Source organism: Roseovarius pacificus (assembly GCF_900142665.1).
GTDB lineage: Bacteria > Pseudomonadota > Alphaproteobacteria > Rhodobacterales > Rhodobacteraceae > Roseovarius > Roseovarius pacificus.
Genome location: NZ_FRBR01000002.1, coordinates 36,851 through 55,908, shown reverse-complemented (window position 1 = coordinate 55,908; position 19,058 = coordinate 36,851). Strand labels below are relative to the sequence as shown.

Sequence of the window (19,058 nt, the reverse complement as noted above, 5' to 3'; positions counted from 1 at the left end):
AAACCATGCCTATCGATATCTGGCTGATCTACGTCGCAACCGTGCTCGCCCTGATGAGTACGCCTGGCCCGAGCCAGATGCTGATGCTGTCGAACAGCGCCATCAATGGCCTTCCGCGGGCCTGGTTCACCGCTGCGGGGGATCTGACAGCGAACCTGATTCAGATGCTTGCTGCCGGCCTGGGGCTGGCGACCGTCCTCGCAGCCTCCGCCGAGGCCCTGACCGCCGTAAAATGGGCCGGCACCCTCTATCTCCTGTGGATCGGCCTGCGTACGCTTCGGCGATCGATGAAGCCCATATCGCACTCCGCTTCTCGACGGGCCTCCCTGCGGGCCCTTTGGCTGCAAGGCTTCGTGACCTCGGCGGCCAACCCCAAGGCCGTGGTCTTCTTCGCCGCGCTGTTTCCCCAGTTCATTGATCCGGCGCAGCCGTTCTGGCCGCAGTTTCTAATTCTGTCGGCCACCTACATCGCAATGGACGGAGCGTTCCTGACCGGATACGGGGCTGGCGCGCATTGGCTCTCCCAACGACTGAAGGGTTCGGCCCGTCGTTGGCTGGACCGGATCGGAGGCAGCTGCATGATCCTGGCAGCGGTTCTCCTGGGGATGAAAAACGCCGCCAGCCGGTAAGGTCGCTACTTCTCTCGGACGGAAATTCAACGCCGGGTGAGACATTCTCACTACGCATGATGCGAGAGGTTTTTCATGATGATCAGGCGTTGCATGAGAAGGCGCTGAAGCAAGCAAGCAGCCAGCCCCCCGCTTCCGAACGCAGGTTTCGGCTGCAGGTTCGGAGGTGGCTTCATGATTGAACTGCGTCAACTACACCAATTGATCGCTATCGCCGAGTTTCGGAGCCTGCGCGCTGCCGCCGAAGCTCTGGAGGTACAACAGTCGACGCTAAGCCGCACCGTCCGCGCCATCGAGGATGAGCTCGGCGCGATAGTTCTGGACAGGCGCCATAGCGGCGTCGAGTTCACTGAGGCCGGGCAGGCTTTCCTTCGCGAAGCCAAATCCGCGATCGAACTGCTCGAACGTGCGCAGCGACATGCCAGGCTTGCAGGTCGAGGAAAGACCGGAAGTCTCACGATCGGGATTCAGACCTCGCTGGGCACCGGCTTCCTCAAGGACCTTCTCCGGCGATACGCGACGGCCCATCCCAAGGTGCAGCTTAGCGCAGTCGACGGCGCAACGAGAGAGCATGTCAGGCTCGTCGCGGCGGGCTCTCTGGACATCGCCTTCGTGACCGATTGCGAGATCCCGTCGAACTGCGATTACGCACAGCTGTGGCAGGAAGAAGTTTTCGTTGTCACCTCGAAGACCCATGCACTGTCTGGCGTGCCCGCTGTCAGTTGGTCCTCGATGCGGCACGAACGGGTCCTCGTAACCGTCGCCGCGCCAGGTCCCGAGGTCGAAGCCTTCATTCGCGGCGTTCTGGCAGCCGAAGATGATTGCGCCTTCAAAGTCGATCGGATCGATGCGACGCAGGAGATGCTTCTGGATCTGGTCGCCCTGAACCAGGGCATTACGCTCGCCGTCTCTTCCTGGCAGCGACCGGATGATCGGGAACTTTCCTATCTCCCGGTGAACGAGCCCAAAAACAGCGTGGCCTTCAATGCAATCTGGAATCGAGCGAACGGCAATCCGGCGCTCCGGCGGCTCATAACTGCCGCACATATCTGCGCCGGACGGCACCGCCGGGGCACGTCCGACTGGCTGTCAGCGCAACACTCCATCGGTCAGGACGGCATGTCGGGCCAACAAGTTACCATACCCTCCAAAGGGTCCTCGCGCGATGGATAGTATCAAGCGTTGCCGTACCGCAGAAGCTCTGAGCGCCTATGCCGCAGGACGCTACTCAGCGGCGGAAACCGTCTGCGTGCGCACACTCATGGACTACCCTAACGACCCGGACCTGTTTCACCTGCTCGGGGTCGCACTGCTCGCTCATGGTAGCATCACCGCGGCGATCGAGGCCCTCGAGGCCGCGTGCGTACATGCACCGGTACCCTCGCCGGAAGCTTACAACAATCTCGGCATAGCTCTGCGTAAGGGGGCAGCGGCCTGAAGACGCAATTGCAGCCTTCAGGAAGGCCATCGAAACACGGCCCGGATATGCGGAAGCGATGTACAATTTGGCTGTCACCTCAATGGATCTGGCGGATTTTTCTACAGCAGCCGACCTTCTTGCCGAAGTCACCGCTGCCAGTCCTGAAGATGCGCGGGCGCATTTCGCTTTGGCAGACGCTTTAATCGCCCTGAACGATCTTGACGCGGCAGCGCTGTCATTGCGTCGCTACCTGCGCCTCGCCCCCGGAGACGAGCAAGGCGCTGAACTGATTCTTGCATCAATTGGCAAGGCGCCTGTTCCAGCTAGAGCATCGCCCGCCTTTCTGCGCGACCTCTACCGACGAAAGGCGAAGAATTGGGATCTGGTCCCAGGCTATTTCGCGCATCGTCACGTCCTGGATGCCGTTCTGCGCCACGCTTCCCCGCTCTTCCTCTCGGCCCTCGATGCCGGATGTGGCACAGGTCTCTCCGGCGCCGGCTTCCGCGCGATGACCCAGCACATGACGGGGGTCGACGTCTCACCGGACATGCTTGAGCGCGCACGCGCGAAAGGCATCTATGACGTCCTGAACGAGGATGATCTGCTTTCTTTCCTGACCCGGCATCCAGACCAATTTGACCTGATCGTCTCGGCGGCGGCACTCATCCATTTCGGAGACCTGAACGCCGTCCTCGAAGCAGTGTGGCTGGCCCTTCGGCCGGAAGGAACATTTGCTTTCACCACCTATTCATACGACGGTTCCGACCCAACAGCCTTTGGTGCATCGAGCTATCGGGAACTCGCAAAATCGGAATGTTTTGCGCATGGCAGCGCCTACCTGGCCGACTTATCCAAAACCTGCGGTTTCGAGATCTGCGAAGTCAGCGAGATCATTCATGAGCAAAGCTCCACGCAGAAAATCCCGGGTTTCGTCGCGGTGCTGCGCAAGAAGAACGGCGTTGAAGGCCCCTAATCAACGGCCCCTTGCCGGGCCATTGATCTGAGCAATCCCGTCTATTGCCTGGATGCGGAAGGTCTCTTCCCGATGATGTTCATCGCCTTGACGCTGGCGACCACCTCGTCGCACTGGTTCCTCGACAACATCTTCATCGAGAGGCTGTGGGGCACGCTGAAATACGAGTGCGTCTACCTTCATGCCTGGGAGGCAGGTTCGGAGACAAAGGCGGCCATCCGGAAATGGATGACCTTCTACAACCACCAGCGGCCCCACTTCGCCCTCGGCGGCAAGCCTCCGGCGCTGGTTTATTGGCAGAGAAATGCTATCAACCAACCTGATCAGCAGGTGCAACGAGTAGCTTAATTCACACCAGGTCCTGTTCAAGAGATGGGTAATAGCTCAGGCTACCACCGCTGAAGCTGTGTTGAGAGCAAGATGAAATGCACCAAGATGCTTCGCAAATCCCTGATGGCTCTAGACTTTGACCACCTGATTGTGGAGCTGCAGATCCGCATTGCAGTCCTCGGCGGTTACGCCGCGCTCGGCATACCTCTCACAGAGGCCATAGGGTAATTTCGTCCGGGGAAAGGGGAACTGTGATCAGAGCCGGATTTGCGCAACACGGCCGCCTTTGACTACCGTTTTCTGGCAAAACCGGCCGCAACAGTCATTTTCAATCGCTGTCTTCAGCCGCGTCGTTGGTATCGCTAAGACGAAGGCGTGCCGCTAGTGTGCTTCTTACATCTTCGGGTTGATCGTCCAGCGCCCTGAGCAATGTTCGCAGGTCGCGTCGGGTTTGGTAGAGTTGGTCGATGAGGTTCAAAACCACCGGCATAGCAGTCGTGGGCAGCGCCATCCCCTTTCGCAAATCGCAAAGAAGGCGCAGGCGCGCGATATCGAGTTCGTCGAAGACCGGGCCAGCCTCGCCCACCGCCGGGCGTACCCACCCTTGGCGCACCCAAAGCCGGAGTTCCCGCCGGGACAGGCGCCGGATCTTGGTGAGGACCATCTCTTCCGTGTGTCTCATGTCATCCTCCGCAATTCGGCGCGCGGGTCGAACACGGCCATCCGGCGCCAGCGCTCCGCCAGTTCCTCCATCTCTGGGTCGATCTTTTTAGGCAGCACGATCTTCAACCTCACGATCTGATCGCCCGGCTTGCCTTTCGGGCCCTTGATGCCCTTGCCGCGCAATCTCAGGCGCCGACCCGACGACGCCCCTTTCGGAATCGTGACCGAGACGGATCCCGATACGGTCGGCACATCGACCTTTGCGCCGAGCACCGCTTCATCGAAGGTGATTGGCAATTCCATCTCGATATCGTCATCCAGCCGGGCGAACACCGGATGCGTCCCCACCGAAACGGTCACCAGAGCGTCGCCGGCGGCGCCACCGCCGATCCCCGGAGCGCCCTTGCCGCGCAGCCGAAGCGTCTGGCCATCCCTGACGCCAGGCGGGATCGTGATTTCGATATTGTTGCCATCGGGCATCGTGACACGACGCTTCGCGCCGCGCGCGGCATCGAGGAAATCGACCTCGAGATGATAACGCATATCCGAACCGCGGGCGTGGACCTCGTGCCGGAACCCACCGCCGCCCGCCCCGGCGGCGCGCGCTCTGAAGAACTGCGAGAAGATGTCGTTCAGATCGTCCTGATCCATTCCACCCTCGAAACCCGGACCCGGGTCGTAGCGGCGGCCGGCATCCTGGCCGGCATAGTGGTGGTAATACTGGCGCTCGGGGCGTTCCTGTCCGCTGGCGTCGATCTCGCCGGCATCGAAACGCCGGCGCTTCTCGGGATCGCCCAGCAGATCGTTGGCCGCCGACACCTCCTTGAACCGTTCCTGCTTGGCCTTGTCATCGGGATGCAGGTCCGGGTGCAGCTCTTTCGCCAGCTTGCGATAGGCCTTCTTGATCTCGTCCTGTGTGGCGGCCTTCGGCACGCCAAGTATCTCATAAGGATCGGTGTTCATCTTCACCTGTCTGTGTTGGGTCCGGCGTCGTCATGACCCCGGATCCTTACCCTGGGATTTCGCGCCTCTCCTGATCATTTTCCAGCCAAGACCCTATGGCCCGCGCGAAGCCGGGATCTTGCACCGGCAAAGGCTAGGATATGGTTTCATACTGTCTGTGCCGAGTGCCGGAGCAAGGAATGTGCGCTCTCAAACACGGGAGAAAGACAAACCCCGGAGGGATTTGCGCAACGCCACAATACCTCGTCAGTATTCCGCAGCAACAGACAACGGTGGGTCAATTGTAACACCATAACCGCATCAATAAGAAACCGGAGAACAATGCGTCTCCTTGAACCAAGTTCATAAATTGTCGGCCCTGCGCGTGGGGCCGACAGTCGTATCAGGCGGTCAGAGCAGAGTTGCCGCCGTCGTTTTTCCAGCGCCGCCAGGCGGGAAAGGCCAGCGCGAGCGCGCCGAGAGCCACATGGGCGAGTGCGATACTGAGCGTGAAGCCGGCTATGAGAGCCCATGGGCTGATCGCAGCCCAGACCCCCGCAACCATACGTGCCCAGTCAAGCCCTTCATGCGGTCGCCAAAGCGCAATTGCGGAAAGCACTGCGATCAGTCCGCCTGTCAGCAGGGCGCTCCAGAAGGCAATATCGGTCATCGTGATGACGAAGGGCAACCCAGCGAGGGCGAGGCCCGCGAGAAGGCTGATGCCGTCGCCAAGCTTGTCATAGTTCGTAGTCCAGGTCTTGCTCATGGTGTTACCTCCTTTCTCTTCACCAGGGATTCAATGCGGCCGAGCCAGCCGCTTGGGCGCCGGCGCAGGCAGGAAGGGCAACAGCTCCTCCTGCGAAATCGCGCCGGTCGCGATCTCTTCCAAGGCAAGCTCTTCGGTGGCTTGCCGTTTAGGTTCGACCCGCGGTTCTGCCCCGGCCTTCAGCGCCCGGCTGCGGGCGCTCGCGGCGAGGACCAGAGCGAAACGATCGGGCACCGCCTGCTGGGCATCAATTGCAACGAAGGGATTCATGCCGCCCTCCCTTCCTCAACGGACGGATACATGCCGTCGGCGGCCACCGCCGCTTCAAGCGCCAACAGCGCTCGTTCAACCTCGGCAAGCTGCGATTCACGTTGGTTTTCCGGCATGCCTTCGGTGCTGGCGACATCCTGAAGATACTCCGTGTAGGCCCAGTTCATCAGGATAGAACGGCGAGCCTCCAACGACAGGCTGGCGTCCGAAGCAACCTCAATGGGAGGACGCCCATCATCGCCGCCTTTCGGATCGCCCCGCCGTTTGGCGCCGGCCATCGCGTCGCGATAGGTTTGCCGCATCTCCGACAGGCCGAGCCGAGAAAGCGTGGCATCGGACCACAGCCCGGCCTGCCTGTCCCGTGCCCGGGCGGCACCGCGCGCGGCTTCGCCTGCCGGCAGATGCACCTCGTAAGCCACCCCCAGACGCTTTGCATGGCGAATAGCAGCTTCCAGCGTCGGAAAGCTCAGGTCTATCTGCTGGATCGTGTCGTCCCCACCCGTCCAGCCCATCAAAGGCTCGAGCCAAGGACCGGTCCGGCGCGGAAAGCTCATCTTCCAGCCCTGCGTACCCGCGCGCCCCGAGGTCATCGCCGATTTCGACGGCTTCCAGATCCGGGCGACCGCATCGTCCGGCAGAGAAGAGTCCCAGTCGGGTCGCGAACCGGCCAGGCTCGGAATGGGTGAGGCATGTGATTGTGCTGTGAAATCTCCACTGATCAAGTTCACTACTTACCCTCCAGATTTCGGGAACGGCGTCCGACCGCCAAGAAAGCGGCCGGAGCATCCCATCCTGGGCCCGAGGTGCTTCAGGCCGCGACAGGTTCCGGCTCACGAGCCGTCTCGAGCTGCCTGGTCTCGAGACCTTCGGTCGCCTCAGGAGACGCGATCTCGATCCGACGCGGCTTGAGTTCCTCGGGGACCTCGCGCTTCAGCTGGACAGTCAGCAGGCCGTTCGACAAGGTGGCCTCTTCGACCCGGACGTGATCAGCCAGTTCGAACCGACGTTCAAACGACCGACCGGCGATGCCGCGATAGAGATAGCTGGCACCGTCGTCACCATCGGGAGTCTCCTTGTGGCCCGACACGATCAGCATGTTCTTGTCCTGGGTCAGGGTCAGATCGTCTTCGGCAAAGCCAGCCACCGCCATGTCGATGCGATAGTCGTCCTCGCCGGTCTTGACGATGTCGTAGGGCGGCCAGTTGTCGAGCGTTTCCACCCGACGGGCGGCCTCAAGTGCGTCGAGCATACGGTCGAAACCGATACTCGAACGGAACAGAGGTGCAAAATCAAGTCTCGTTGCCATAGCCATATCCTCCTTTGAGCAACATGGGTACAGACGACGGAAGCACCGCAGGAACGGCGTCCCGCCTTGTCACCGATCCCCATCTGGGCGATCAGCACAAATTGATTTGGAACAGCACCTTACGGTTTCAAGAGGGTGCTCAAAACTTTTTTCTGCGAACAGAAATCCTATATTTCACGCACTTCCTTGTAGCATTCGAAAGGAGGAGATCATGACCGAGAATGACGTGAAGAGCATCTTGGGTCCCGGCACGGATCCTACACTTCTGTCTGATATTCTGCGCACCGGCGCTGACGCCTCCGAGCTTGCCCGTGCCAAGGCCTGGGTCGAGGCGGATGAAGCGCAGGTCGATGCCCATAGCCCCTTCCCATCGGGCCGGGTCGCACGGTTGGTAGAATTGCTCGAAGCCGATCAGGAAGAAGACGATCTGCTGTAACAGAAATCGGGCTGGCGCAGAAGATGGCGCCAGCCCGTCCCTTCAGGTTGTTACGATAACCCGAACCGGTCCGTCGCGACGCAGAACATCGGCAACCACGTGGGTGCCCGACCTGCGTAGAGCCACATCGACGGATCCACCATCAAGGCGCAGATTGCGCAGGACGACCTCTCCCAGAAACCCCGGAAGGATCGGTTGCTCGAAGATCACCTGACGCGCCTCAGCATCGAAGCGCAGCCCGAGACAGGCTTGAAGCAGCAACAACGGCGCTCCCGCCGCCCAGGCCTGCGGCGTACAGGCCACCGGGTAGAAGGTCGGCCCTTGCGTCTCGCGGCGCGGAAAACCGCAGAACAGCTCCGGCAACCGTCTCAGATCGATATAGGTGGCGGCGGAGAAGATGCCCTCGAATATACGCGCGGCCTGTTCACGGAACCCGTAGCGCGCCAGCCCCGCCCCGATCAGCGCATTGTCATGGGGCCAGACCGAGCCGTTGTGATAGCTCATCGGATTGTACCGTGCCTGACCCGCGGCAATGGTCCGCACTCCCCATCCGCAGAAAGACGTCGGCCCCATCAGGGCATGAATGACCGTTTCGGCGCGCTCCTCCGGGACGATTCCCGTCCAGAGCAGATGGCCCGCGTTCGAACTGCGTACTCGGCAGGGCCGTTTGTCACCATCGAGGGCGAGCACATAGGTCCCAAGCTCATCGTCCCAGAACGCCGCGTCGAAACGGGACTTGAGTTCCGAGGCCTTTCGCGCCTGCTCTTGCGCGATCCCGTCATGACCGAGTTCCCGTGCGATCTCGGCCGCGGCCAGCCGGGCAGCATAGACGTAGCCCTGCACTTCGCAAAGCGCGATCGGCCCCTTGGCCAGCGTCCCATCGGCGTGAAACACCGCATCATGACTGTCCTTCCACCCCTGGTTGGCGAGCCCCTTGTCGCTGCGCCTCTCGTATTCCACGAAACCGTCGCCGTCCCGATCGCCATAGGTCTCGATCCAATCGAGCGCCGCACGGACATGCGGCCAGAGTGTTTCCAGCACCTCCCGATTGCCGGTGCGCTCGAAATACGCCCCGGCGAGCATCACGAACAGCGGTGTCGAATCCACGCTGCCGTAATAGCGCCGGAACGGAACTTCGCCGGTTTCCGCCATTTCGCCATAACGCGCTTCATGAAGGATCTTGCCTGGCTCGGCATCGGTATCCGGATCGAATTCCGTCGCCTGGTTGGCCGCAAGATGCAGCAAAACGCCCCGCGCGACCGCCGGGTCGAGCCAGAGCATTTCCCGGGCGGTGATCAGAGCATCGCGACCGAACACGGTGCTGAACCAGGGCACGCCCGCATAGGGATAGGGCCCCTCCTCCGTATCGGTCATGAGCATGTAGAGGTCCGAGACCGAACGGCGCATGGTCTCATTGAAAATCTCGTTGGAGCTTTGCACCGTGGCTGCGCGGGAAGAGGAACGTCTGAGTGCGCGGCGCGCGTCCCGCAAGGAGCGGAAAAACAGGCGCGACGGAGGATCCTCGGCCCCATTCGCGTCGCAGCCGATCTCGATAAAGAGCGAACGCGTTTCGCCGGGGGCGAGGCTCAGACGATAGACGGCTTTCCCCGGCTCAAGCTGCGCAGGCGCAGGATCGAAACGCAGAGCGGTGCTACGTGGATTGTGGTCGAGCCCCCGGTACGACAAGATTACGTGCGAGCCATCCACCTCCGGCAAGAGCGACGTTCCCCGGCGGGCCCGTACCCGGCCACGGACCTCAAAAATATCCGCAAAATCGGCCTCAAAGGCGATTTCCAAGGTAACTTCATGTGCGACCTCGTCAAAATTGCGTACCGCCAGCCGCTCATAACAGGTGCCTTGCCAGAGAAACCGCGTCCGGCGCATGTGGATGCGATCATGCGCAATCAGACAGCGACCGGTCTCGTCATTAAGATCGGGATTCGTCAGATCGCAGGTCAGCGTGGCGTTATCGTCGCGCAATGTGGACGAGAGCAGCATGGGCCGCTCTCCCCCGATGGTCAGATAGTAATGCGAGAGATACCTGGTGTCGCGATGGAACAGGCCCTCGGGGCTGCCCGGCCCCGAGAGCACATCGCCATTGTGATCGAACACGGCGAAGGTATCGCCGTGCTTCAGGGTTCGTGGCCGCCGTTCCTGCAAGGAGGCTGCCGCCGGGATGAAGAATTGCGCCGGCGGCGCGACCAGTTGCGACGCACGCAAGCCCGTTTGATGCAGCGCCTCGGTCATCTTATTCTCCTTCGCTCTCATTCCGCTGCATGCAGGACCTGAGCCCCTTGGCCCCCGAGCATATGCGGGAGCGGCATCGTAACAGCCTCGACGCCCGGCAACCCACGATAGATTTCGACATAGTCGCGCGCCATGCGGTCCGCAGTGAAGCGTTCTTCGAACGTCTCGCGCACGATTCGTCTGCTGATTCGGTTCAGTTTCCCCACAGCTGCGGCGGCATCTTCCAGAGAATTCACTACATAGCCAGTCAGCCCAGGCTCTACGATCTCCGGCACGGAGCCATTCGCCCATGCGATCACCGGCGTGCCGCAAGCCATAGCTTCGATCATCACGAGACCGAAAGGTTCAGGCCAGTCGACAGGGAACAACAGCGCCCGCGCGTTCCCGAGAAACTCGGCTTTTTGTTCTTCGTTAATTTCCCCAATGAACTCGACATTGTCATGGGCATCGACCATCGGTGCTATGATCTCGTCCCAATACTTGCGATCCGCATCGCCGATCTTAGCAGCAATTTTCAATGGCAACCCCGCTCGCACCGCTATCTCGATGGCGCGGTCCGGCCGTTTCTCCGGCGAAATCCGCCCAAGAAAGGCAAGATAGTCCCCCTTCGGAGATTTGGTGAACGACAGCAGATTCTTGGGAAGTCCATGATAGACGGTCCCTGCCCAGTTCACGAAGGGCAGCGGACGGCGCTGGTCGTCCGAGATAGAAACGAGCGGATAGTTTGGGAACGTCGCGTAGAAGGGCCGGAGATCGGGGCCATCGAGCCTCCCATGCATGGTCGTCACCATACGGTCGGCGAATGCCCGCGCCATGGGATAGTGCAGGAAGTCGATGTGAAAATGCAGCACGTCGAATTCATCGGCCCGCAAGCGGACTTCCTCCAGCATGGCGACATGCCACGGCAGCGAGTTCTTCACGTTCGGATCGAGCCGGAGGGCTTCCTTGCTGCACGGGACCAGGTGGGCCTTGGTCCGGCTGTCGCCGCTGGCGAACAGCGTGACTTCATGGCCCTGCCTGACCAGTTCCTCGGTGAGATAGGAGACGATCCTTTCTGTTCCCCCATAGAGACGCGGCGGGCAACTTTCTTCTAGCGGTGCGATCTGTGCGATCTTCATCGGCAAAACCTCCTCTTCTGAGCGAAGCCTCAACAATGGATGCGAGAAGGTCGTCTACGATCACCCCGCTTGGGCATGACCGCCGGATGTGGCATCTCGAATTCGGACAGTCGTGATACAAGATCACTGCCATCCGCCGGACCATGGTGCCGGAACGCGAGATGGCCTTGCCCGGCAAAACCTCCTGCGCAAAACAGCGATATCAGATAGCAGGGAACCCCTGCAAAAAGTTCAGTTAGAAATCGACTTTGGAGTTTCAACCCCTACGGCGCGCAAAAAATATTAGGCGAAGCAGACAACTGCTGAGTGTGCGTCGGTCGCATTTACGCTGCGCGACGAACCACAACCGCTCCAATCAGCATGCTCAGCCCCAACGCGAGGAACAGAGGCTCGGCGACCTTGGATTGCAACAGGCCGGAGGCAGTCGTGACAGAGATGAGCATCAAGCTGAATTCGCCGCCATGGGCCAGGATGGCGCCCGCGCGAAGCGCAGTCTCGAGCTGTTCTCCGAACATGCGGGTCAGAGCAACAACAAGCGCGAGTTTCACCACCATGAGCACAAAAAGCCATGCCAACACCGTTGGCCATGTCGACCAAATCGCACCTATATGGAGTTGGGTTCCGATACCGATGAAGAACACCCCGACGAACAAATCCCGGAACGGCCTGATTTCCCGTTCGACAAATTGGCGGGCGTCGCCCTCGGCGATCATCATGCCGGCAGCGAATGCACCGAGCGCCGGCGAAAGACCCGCAACCTGCGCAATAATGGCCGCGAGCAAGGCAACGGTCAGGGCAAGAAGCTGTGCGAGTTCAGCCGCGCCCTGGGTTGCGACCCATCCGGCAAGCCGCTGAAGCATTGACCGGGTGATGAAGAGCGCCCCGACGAGCACGCCCATGCCCCCGACCATCTTCAGGACGTCGTGCGCGCTTTCCACGGCTCCTGCCCCGGCGATGACATCGTGAAACGCCAGAAAGCCGACGGCCGCCAGATCCTGAAACAGCAGAACAGCAATCGCGACCCGTCCCTGAGGCGTTCCGAGCGCATCGCCGCCCGCCAGGACCTTAAGACATAGCGCGGTCGATGACATCGCGACCGCGCCAGCGATCAGAACCGCTGCCGCCGGCGCGATCTCGGTAAAGACGAGGAGCCCTACGGTGACCAACCCTCCAACTACGAGCACCTGTACCAGACCGAGTCCGAAGATCAGCCGCCGGAGCGACACGAGCTTGTCGAGGGAGAATTCCAGACCAAGCGCAAAGAGAAGCAGGATCACCCCGACCTCACCGATAACCGTCAGTGTGGCACCCTCGGTGATGAGCCCCAGACCGGACGGCCCGATCACAATGCCGGACAGCAGGAAACCGACCAGTGCGGGGATGCCAAGCCGTGCGCAGATCGCGACATGGCAAAAAGCCATCATGGCGAGCAACGCGGCGGCCTCCAACAGCCCCTGGTCGGCGTGCATCAACGTCGCCCGCTTCCATAGACAGTCGCCCCGATCCACGCCGGTGGGTCGGACGCGGGGAAGGACTCAGCACTCGCTTCACAGACCGGGTCTGCAGCCGTCGCGAGTTCCGCTGAGAGATCACGAACGCTGGCCGCGTCGATGCCTCGGTGAAGCCGGTGCCGGGAACTCGGTCGGTGGCCGGTCTCGATACGGTGGGCGCCAGGAGCATCGGCTCCCTTGCTGGTTGGCACTGTCTCCCACCAGAATCGGCGCGGTGGCACGGATCGACGTTTGTCCGGCTCGTGGCGCACGATATACTGCCAGTCGTTTCGTTCCGCGAAGGCGATGGCGCTGTCGAGATCAGGGAATGTCAGGCGGATCGGACGATAGGGATCTTCGGTTGCGGTCCAGCCCATAAGAGGCTCGATGACCGGCGCCCGGGCCGGCTCAAACTCGAGTATCCAATGCTGCCGCCTGATTGGAGCGGAGGTGTGGGACGAGCGAGCTGGCCTGTAGATCAACGCTGTCGGCAGGTCTGGAGATGTCAGGTCAGTTCCGGGGATCTTCGGTCGAAACGGTGGGCGGTTGTGTCCTTTCATCATGATGTACCTCTCTTCGGATTGCGGCACCGGCGGCGTTACCGTCGCCGGTGCACGTGCCGTCATTCGGCGGCAGGCTCGGCCTCTTCGCTATCGCCATTGCCGGGCTCGCCGAGGGCCTCGGTTTCTGCTGCGCTCTCCAGCTTTTGGAACGTGATCTTCTGATCATCCGCGGTCCAGGCGACGCGCACCTTGTCGCCGTCCTCGATCCGACCGGAAAGCATCTCGCGGGCGAGCTCGGTTTCCAGTTCCGACCGGATTAGCCGTCGCAACTCGCGGGCGCCGAACTCTGGCCGGAAACCCACCGCTCCGAAATGCTCCGCAACGCTTCCGTCATAGTCGAGCTCGACCCCCTGGGTCAGCGCCGTGCGGGCGACGCGGGCCAGCTGCAACTCGACGATCTGCCGGATTTCCGACTGGTTCAGAGAATGGAAGACGATGATTTCGTCGATCCGGTTGATGAACTCGGGCCGGAAATGGGCACGCAACACGTCCATCAGTTCGGCCTTCTGCCCTGCCTCGTCGAACTCCTTGGTTCCGCGCTTGCGAAGGTTGCGCTGGATGATATCGGAGCCGAGGTTCGACGTGGCGATAATGATGGTGTTGGTGAAATCCACCACGCGGCCCTTGCCGTCGGTCAGGCGGCCATCGTCGAAGACCTGCAGCAGGATGTTGTAGACATCCGCATGCGCCTTCTCGATCTCGTCGAGCAGCACGACAGAATAGGGCCGGCGCCGGACCCGTTCCGTCAACTGGCCGCCCTCGTCGTAACCGACATAGCCCGGCGGGGCGCCAACCAGCCGCGCGACCGCGTGACGTTCGCCATATTCGGACATGTCGATGCGGATCATCGCATCCTGATCACCGAAGATCGTCTCCGCCAGAGTCTTGGCCAGCTCGGTCTTGCCGACGCCGGTCGGGCCGAGGAACAGGAAGGTCGCGGTCGGGCCGGAGCCCTCGCGCAGCCCGGAGCGCGCCAGTCGCACGGCATCGGCAACGGCATGAATCGCCTCTTCCTGGCCGATTACCCGCTCATGCAACTTTTCCTCGAGTCTCAGCAGCTTTTCGCGCTCTTCTGTCGTCAGCTCGCTCACCGGCACGCCGGTCAGTTTCGAGACGATCTGCGCCACGTGGTCGGCGCGCACTTCAGCCGTCGCAGAGGCCCGGTCGCGCTTCCAGGTTTCCATCAACTCGTCAAGCTCGACCTGTTTGGCTTCAAGCTCTTTCTTGAGTTCAGCAGCACGGTCGAACTGCTTCCTCCCCGCAGCGTAGTCCTGCTCGCGCCGGATCTGGGCGACCTCAGCCTCGAGCTCCTGGACATCGACGGGACGCGCGGTAGCGCTGATCTTCACGCGCGCGGCAGCCTGGTCGATCAGGTCGATGGCCTTATCGGGCATGAAGCGGCCGGTGACGTAGCGGTCGGAAAGCTCGGCCGCCGCGACGATGGCCTCGTCGGTGATCGTCACCTTGTGGTGGCTTTCCAGCGTGTCGCGCAGGCCGCGCAGGATCATGATCGTCTGCGCCACCGTCGGCTCATCGACATAGACCGGCTGGAAGCGGCGCTCCAGCGCGGCGTCCTTCTCGATGTATTTCTGGTACTCGTTCAGGGTGGTCGCGCCGATCAGGTTCAGCTCGCCGCGGGCCAGCGCCGGCTTGAACGTATTGGCGATGTCGAGCCCGCCTTCGCCGCCGCCCTGTCCGGCTCCAACGATGGTGTGGATCTCGTCGATGAACAGGATCATGTCGGCCTTGTTGGCCTCGATCTCCTTGAGGATCTTCTGGACCCGCTCCTCGAACTCACCGCGATATTTCGATCCGGCCACCATCGAGTTAATGTTGAGTTCGACCAGCCGTTTGTCGCGCAGCGCCTCAGGCACTTCGCCCGCGACGATGCGCTGCGCCAGCCCCTCGATGATCGCGGTCTTGCCGACGCCCGGCTCGCCGATCAGCACCGGGTTGTTCTTCTTGCGCCGCGCCAGAACCTCGATCGTCGTTTCGATTTCACGCGCCCGGCCGATCACCGGGTCGAGCCTGCCCTCGCGCGCCAGCTTGGTCAAATCGCGGCTGTATTCATCCAGATCAGGCGTGCTCGACGGGGTTTCAACGCGGCCTTCCTCGGCCCCCTGACCGACGATCTTCGTCACCTGCTGGCGTAGCGCCTGCGGCGTCAGGCCCAGCCGGTTCAAGATGCTCGACGCCACGCCCTCGCCCTCTTCGGCGAGACCGATCAGAAGGTGCTCGGGGCCGACATAGGAATGGCCCAGCTCGTTCGAGGCGATGAAGGCGCGGTTCAGCGCATCCTTCACCCGCGGGCTGACGCCGATCTCACGGTCCTTCCCCGTTGCGTCGCCCTTCTTCGCTTCGCTCTCGATCTGGCGGCGCAGATCGTCGGCGTCGATCTTGACCTGCCCCAGCACCGTGCGGACAACATCCGAGCCGGTAAGCGCCAGCAGAAGGTGTTCCGTATCAACCTCGGTTCGGCCGAATTCATGCGCCTTCTGGCCCGCCTCCTGCAAAAGCCGGTTGGCCTGTTCGCTCAGGCGGTCAGCGATATTGATGCCGCCGCGCCGGGCGGTGCGCCCCGCCTGTCGTATAGGGACGGGTTGCCCCTGATCTTCGCCAAGCCGATCGAAAAGGCCACCGGCCTCGCCAAAGAATTCATCGAAGAGCGAGCGCCCTCCGAAAAGCGATTCCAGTGGCGATGCGCTACGCCCCTGCCGTCGGGCGATCCTGCGGTAGTCCTCGTCGCAAAGCTCCATCACCTTGCGTTCACCGTTGACAGAGACCTGCGCACGAAAGCTGGCAGGTCGGGATTTGCAGATATCACAGATGCCGTTTGCCATTTTTCACCTCCGTCATGCTCCCAGCCGGAACGTCCGGACTGGGTCTCTATATTCAGGCCGCCTCGACCTCCTGAGTGAGGACCTTTTCTGCGATGGCCCGAAGGTCGGGCTCGTCCAGCGTCTCGCGGTCGAGCAGATCGCGGGACGTTTCCTCCAGCAGCGCCCGGTTCGCGTCGAGAAGCGCGACTGTACGCGCGAAGATGTCGTCGATAATCGCCTTGACAGCGGTATCCATCCGCTCGGCCGTTGCCTCGCTGTGGCGGCGGTTGAGCCAGGCGGATTGATCCCCCGTGCCAAGGAAGCCGGGCCGCTCGGTGTCATAGCTGACATGGCCCAGATCGGGGTCCATGCCGTAGCGCGCGACCATGGCCCTGGCGATGTCGGTTGCCTTCACCAGGTCGTCGGCGGCACCGGTCGAAAGGTGATCGTATATGACCTTCTCGGCCGCACGCCCGCCCAGAAGAACGGCGATCTTGTTCTCCAGTTCCTCGCGGGTCATCAGGAAGCGGTCTTCGGTCGGGCGCTGGATCGTATAGCCGAGCGCACCGATCCCGCGCGGGATGATCGAGACCTTGTGCACCGGATCGACCCCCGGCAGCGCCATCGCGACCAGCGCATGCCCCATTTCGTGATGCGCCACGATTTCCCGCTCGCGCGCGTTCAGAACACGATTGCGCTTTTCCAGCCCGGCGACGATACGCTCTACCGCGTTGTTGAAGTCTTCCATGGTCACCGCATCGGCCTTTCGGCGGGTTGCCAATAGCGCCCCCTCATTGACCAGATTTGCCAGGTCCGCTCCGGAAAAGCCCGGGGTCAGCGCGGCGACCTTCTCGGCATCCACGTCCGGTGCGAGCGTCACCTTCTTCATGTGTACCTCGAGGATCTGGATGCGGCCCTTCTTGTCGGGCTTGTCCACCAGCACCTGCCGGTCGAAGCGCCCGGCCCTGAGCAACGCCGGGTCGAGGACTTCCGGCCGGTTGGTGGCCGCCAGCAGCACGATCCCCGACGACGGGTCGAACCCGTCCAGCTCAGTGAGAAGCTGGTTCAGCGTCTGTTCGCGCTCGTCATGCCCGCCGGCCATCTGACCGGAGGCGCGGGCGCGGCCGAGCGCGTCGAGCTCGTCGATGAAGATGATCGCCGGTGCGTTCTTGCGGGCCTGCTCGAACAGGTCGCGCACCCGGGCCGCGCCGACGCCCACGAACATCTCGACGAATTCCGAGCCCGAGATCGAGAAGAAGGTCACGCCCGCCTCGCCCGCCACGGCCCGCGCCAGAAGCGTCTTGCCGGTACCCGGCGGGCCGACCAGGAGGATGCCTTTCGGGATCCGGGCGCCGAGCTTGCCGTAATCCTCGGGCGTCTTCAGGAAATCGACCACTTCCTCCAGCTCGGCCTTGGCCTCGTCGACCCCGGCCACATCGGCAAAACTGACGCCGGTTTCCTTCTCCATGTAGACCTTGGCCTTGCTCTTGCCGACCTGCAGGAAGCCGCCAAAACCCTGACGCTCGGCGAACTTGCGAAAGACGAACATCCAGAGACCGAAGAAGACCACTGCCGGCACCACCCAGGAGAGAAGCGCCCCGATCCAGGTGTTTTGCGGAATGCCGGTGATCTCGACATCCGCGTCGTCCAGCCGTTCAAGAATGGCGGGATCGACGATCGTGGTGACGAAGCCCGAGCGCCCGTCGATGGGAGCTTCGAAAGTACCGGTGATCGTATCGGACCCGACCGCAACCGAAGCGATGTCGCCGTCGGCTAGATACTGTTCGAATTGGCTATAGCTGATCGGCGCGGTGCTGCGGTAGCTGGCGATCAGATCCTGAATAAAGATCACCGCAAAAAATGCGACGATCCAGTACCAGATATTAAATTCGGTTCTCTTTTCCATCCCCTTATCTCCTCGGCGCCAACCCGTAGAGATGTTGCTGGTTTATCACACCCGGCCAGATTGGTATTGCTTGAGCCGAGTTCAAGAGGGATCCGACATGAAGATCGAAGCTGGCAACGATGCCCAAAATTCTTACATCCCGTGGTGTGCCACTTCCCGTTAGCTGCGAGTGAAGTTTATTGCGATCATGACTGCAACGCCGCGCCACCAATTCCTGAACCTGCTTCAATCCATCCTGCTTTTGGCGGGTATGGCGGTTATTGCCTGGTTCATCGTTTCGGCGATTGCGGGACAGGGCTTGGCGATTGCGATCGTCATCGGATCCTTGCTGGGATTGCTGCTGTCACCCGGCATCCCGAAACGCCTGTTGCTGAACGCCTACGGCGCACGCAGGCTCAGCGGGCGGGAATTTCCAGAGGGCATGGCGATACTGGCCGAACTCGCACGCCGCGCCGGGCTGCCGCGTGTACCGGAACTCTACTATGTACCGAGCCAGATACCGAACGCCTTCGCTATGGGCTCTCCGGATGAAAGCGCCGTCTGCGTCAGCGATGGTCTTCTGCGATTGATGAACCAGCGCGAACTGGCCGGGGTCCTGGCGCACGAGGTCGCTCACATCGCCAACCGCGATCTCTGGATCATGGGTCTGGCCGACGCGATGTCGCGCGCGGTGTCGCTCGCGTCCTGGGTTGGGCAACTCATCCTGCTGCTGAACCTGCCGCTCATCCTGGCCGGCGCGGCTTATGTGCCCTGGCAGGTACCACTTGTCCTGATCTTTTCACCCACGATCATGGCCCTTCTTCAGCTCGCGCTGTCGCGGGCCCGGGAATACAATGCCGACAGGGGCGGCGCCGAGCTGACCGGCGATCCCGATGGCCTCGCTTCGGCCCTCCTCAAGCTGGAACGCCGCGTCGGGCGGGTCTGGGAAGAGATGTTCCTGCCCGGTCGCCGCATCCCCGAACCCTCGATCCTGCGCACGCACCCGCCCACCGCCGATCGAGTCCGGCGACTGCGTGCAATTTCCGGACCCCGCCGACCGGTCCCACCGTCCGTTCCCCTGAACGCACCGCGGGCTGTGCGCGTCTCCACGCCGCGTTACGGGCCCTGGGGCGTCTATCGATGAGTACTTTTTTGCGCTGAGGCCTTGAAGTTGCAAACAAGCAACACTTTATCCGCAGCG

General features: G+C 61.8%; 18 protein-coding genes and 2 pseudogenes. 8 read left to right on the top strand and 12 right to left on the bottom strand.

What is annotated here, in order from left to right:
* Positions 1-5: 5 nt before the first annotated feature.
* The 6 genes and pseudogenes from BUB53_RS05870 to BUB53_RS23140 all read left to right on the top strand — a co-directional run.
* Positions 6-629, top strand: coding sequence for a LysE family translocator (locus BUB53_RS05870; RefSeq protein WP_073033780.1), 624 nt, complete (start codon positions 6-8; stop codon positions 627-629).
* Between the two features lie 174 nt (positions 630-803).
* Positions 804-1,802, top strand: a complete 999-nt coding sequence (locus BUB53_RS05865) for a LysR family transcriptional regulator (protein WP_073033779.1) — start codon at positions 804-806, stop codon at positions 1,800-1,802.
* Complete coding sequence (locus BUB53_RS22410; protein ID WP_073033778.1) at positions 1,795-2,067, top strand: tetratricopeptide repeat protein; 273 nt, start codon at positions 1,795-1,797, stop codon at positions 2,065-2,067. The genes BUB53_RS05865 and BUB53_RS22410 overlap by 8 nt, the downstream gene beginning before the upstream one ends.
* Positions 2,068-2,074: 7 nt before the next feature.
* Positions 2,075-3,022 (top strand): class I SAM-dependent DNA methyltransferase, encoded by a 948-nt coding sequence (locus tag BUB53_RS05855; RefSeq protein WP_373285770.1) that lies wholly within the window; start codon positions 2,075-2,077, stop codon positions 3,020-3,022.
* 117 nt (positions 3,023-3,139) lie between these two features.
* Positions 3,140-3,370: pseudogene (locus BUB53_RS05850) on the top strand (integrase core domain-containing protein); the annotation flags it as partial.
* Between the two features lie 36 nt (positions 3,371-3,406).
* Positions 3,407-3,580, top strand: a pseudogene (locus tag BUB53_RS23140) (IS5/IS1182 family transposase); the annotation flags it as partial.
* A 100-nt stretch (positions 3,581-3,680) separates the two neighbouring features.
* Here BUB53_RS23140 and BUB53_RS05845 read toward each other — a convergent pair.
* The 6 genes from BUB53_RS05845 to BUB53_RS05820 form a co-directional block, all read right to left on the bottom strand.
* Positions 3,681-4,034, bottom strand: a complete 354-nt coding sequence (locus BUB53_RS05845) for a MerR family transcriptional regulator (RefSeq protein ID WP_073033776.1) — start codon at positions 4,032-4,034, stop codon at positions 3,681-3,683.
* Positions 4,031-4,978, bottom strand: a complete 948-nt coding sequence (locus tag BUB53_RS05840) for a DnaJ C-terminal domain-containing protein (RefSeq protein ID WP_073033775.1) — start codon at positions 4,976-4,978, stop codon at positions 4,031-4,033. The genes BUB53_RS05845 and BUB53_RS05840 overlap by 4 nt, the downstream gene beginning before the upstream one ends.
* 382 nt (positions 4,979-5,360) lie before the next feature.
* Positions 5,361-5,723: an SPW repeat domain-containing protein gene (locus BUB53_RS05835; RefSeq protein WP_035366285.1), complete on the bottom strand. Its 363-nt coding sequence runs from the start codon at positions 5,721-5,723 to the stop codon at positions 5,361-5,363.
* Between the two features lie 30 nt (positions 5,724-5,753).
* Entirely contained in the window at positions 5,754-5,993 is a 240-nt protein-coding gene (rpoZ, locus tag BUB53_RS05830) for a DNA-directed RNA polymerase subunit omega (RefSeq protein WP_073033774.1), read from the bottom strand.
* Positions 5,990-6,715 (bottom strand): NADH dehydrogenase ubiquinone Fe-S protein 4, encoded by a 726-nt coding sequence (locus BUB53_RS05825; protein ID WP_073034037.1) that lies wholly within the window; start codon positions 6,713-6,715, stop codon positions 5,990-5,992. Before BUB53_RS05825 ends, rpoZ begins: the two co-directional genes overlap by 4 nt.
* Before the next feature lie 86 nt (positions 6,716-6,801).
* Complete coding sequence (locus tag BUB53_RS05820) at positions 6,802-7,299, bottom strand: Hsp20 family protein (protein WP_028092955.1); 498 nt, start codon at positions 7,297-7,299, stop codon at positions 6,802-6,804.
* A 211-nt stretch (positions 7,300-7,510) separates the two neighbouring features.
* On the opposite strand from BUB53_RS05820, the gene BUB53_RS05815 reads away from it, so the two are divergent.
* A complete protein-coding gene (locus tag BUB53_RS05815) occupies positions 7,511-7,735 on the top strand; it encodes a hypothetical protein (protein WP_073033773.1) in 225 nt (74 codons plus the stop codon).
* A gap of 42 nt (positions 7,736-7,777) precedes the next feature.
* Here the strand turns inward: BUB53_RS05815 and BUB53_RS05810 are convergent, their stop codons facing one another.
* From BUB53_RS05810 to ftsH, 6 genes are all read right to left on the bottom strand, one after another.
* The gene (locus tag BUB53_RS05810; protein WP_073033772.1) at positions 7,778-9,982 is read right to left on the bottom strand and encodes an amylo-alpha-1,6-glucosidase; all 2,205 of its coding nucleotides are present in this window, start codon (positions 9,980-9,982) and stop codon (positions 7,778-7,780) included.
* 17 nt (positions 9,983-9,999) lie between these two features.
* Positions 10,000-11,100 (bottom strand): glycosyltransferase family 4 protein, encoded by a 1,101-nt coding sequence (locus BUB53_RS05805; protein ID WP_073033771.1) that lies wholly within the window; start codon positions 11,098-11,100, stop codon positions 10,000-10,002.
* Between the two features lie 323 nt (positions 11,101-11,423).
* Positions 11,424-12,569, bottom strand: coding sequence for a cation:proton antiporter (locus tag BUB53_RS05800; protein ID WP_073033770.1), 1,146 nt, complete (start codon positions 12,567-12,569; stop codon positions 11,424-11,426).
* Positions 12,569-13,150, bottom strand: coding sequence for an NADH dehydrogenase ubiquinone Fe-S protein 4 (locus tag BUB53_RS05795; protein WP_188744980.1), 582 nt, complete (start codon positions 13,148-13,150; stop codon positions 12,569-12,571). Before BUB53_RS05795 ends, BUB53_RS05800 begins: the two co-directional genes overlap by 1 nt.
* A gap of 62 nt (positions 13,151-13,212) precedes the next feature.
* Positions 13,213-15,993: an ATP-dependent Clp protease ATP-binding subunit gene (locus tag BUB53_RS05790; RefSeq protein WP_073033769.1), complete on the bottom strand. Its 2,781-nt coding sequence runs from the start codon at positions 15,991-15,993 to the stop codon at positions 13,213-13,215.
* A 52-nt stretch (positions 15,994-16,045) separates the two neighbouring features.
* A complete protein-coding gene (gene ftsH / locus BUB53_RS05785) occupies positions 16,046-17,878 on the bottom strand; it encodes an ATP-dependent zinc metalloprotease FtsH (RefSeq protein ID WP_073033768.1) in 1,833 nt (610 codons plus the stop codon).
* Between the two features lie 187 nt (positions 17,879-18,065).
* Here ftsH and BUB53_RS05780 point away from each other — a divergent pair, with 187 nt between their 5' ends.
* Positions 18,066-19,001 carry a zinc metalloprotease HtpX gene (locus BUB53_RS05780; protein WP_073033767.1) on the top strand — a complete coding sequence of 312 codons (936 nt, stop codon included), beginning with the start codon at positions 18,066-18,068 and terminating at the stop codon, positions 18,999-19,001.
* Positions 19,002-19,058: the final 57 nt, after the last annotated feature.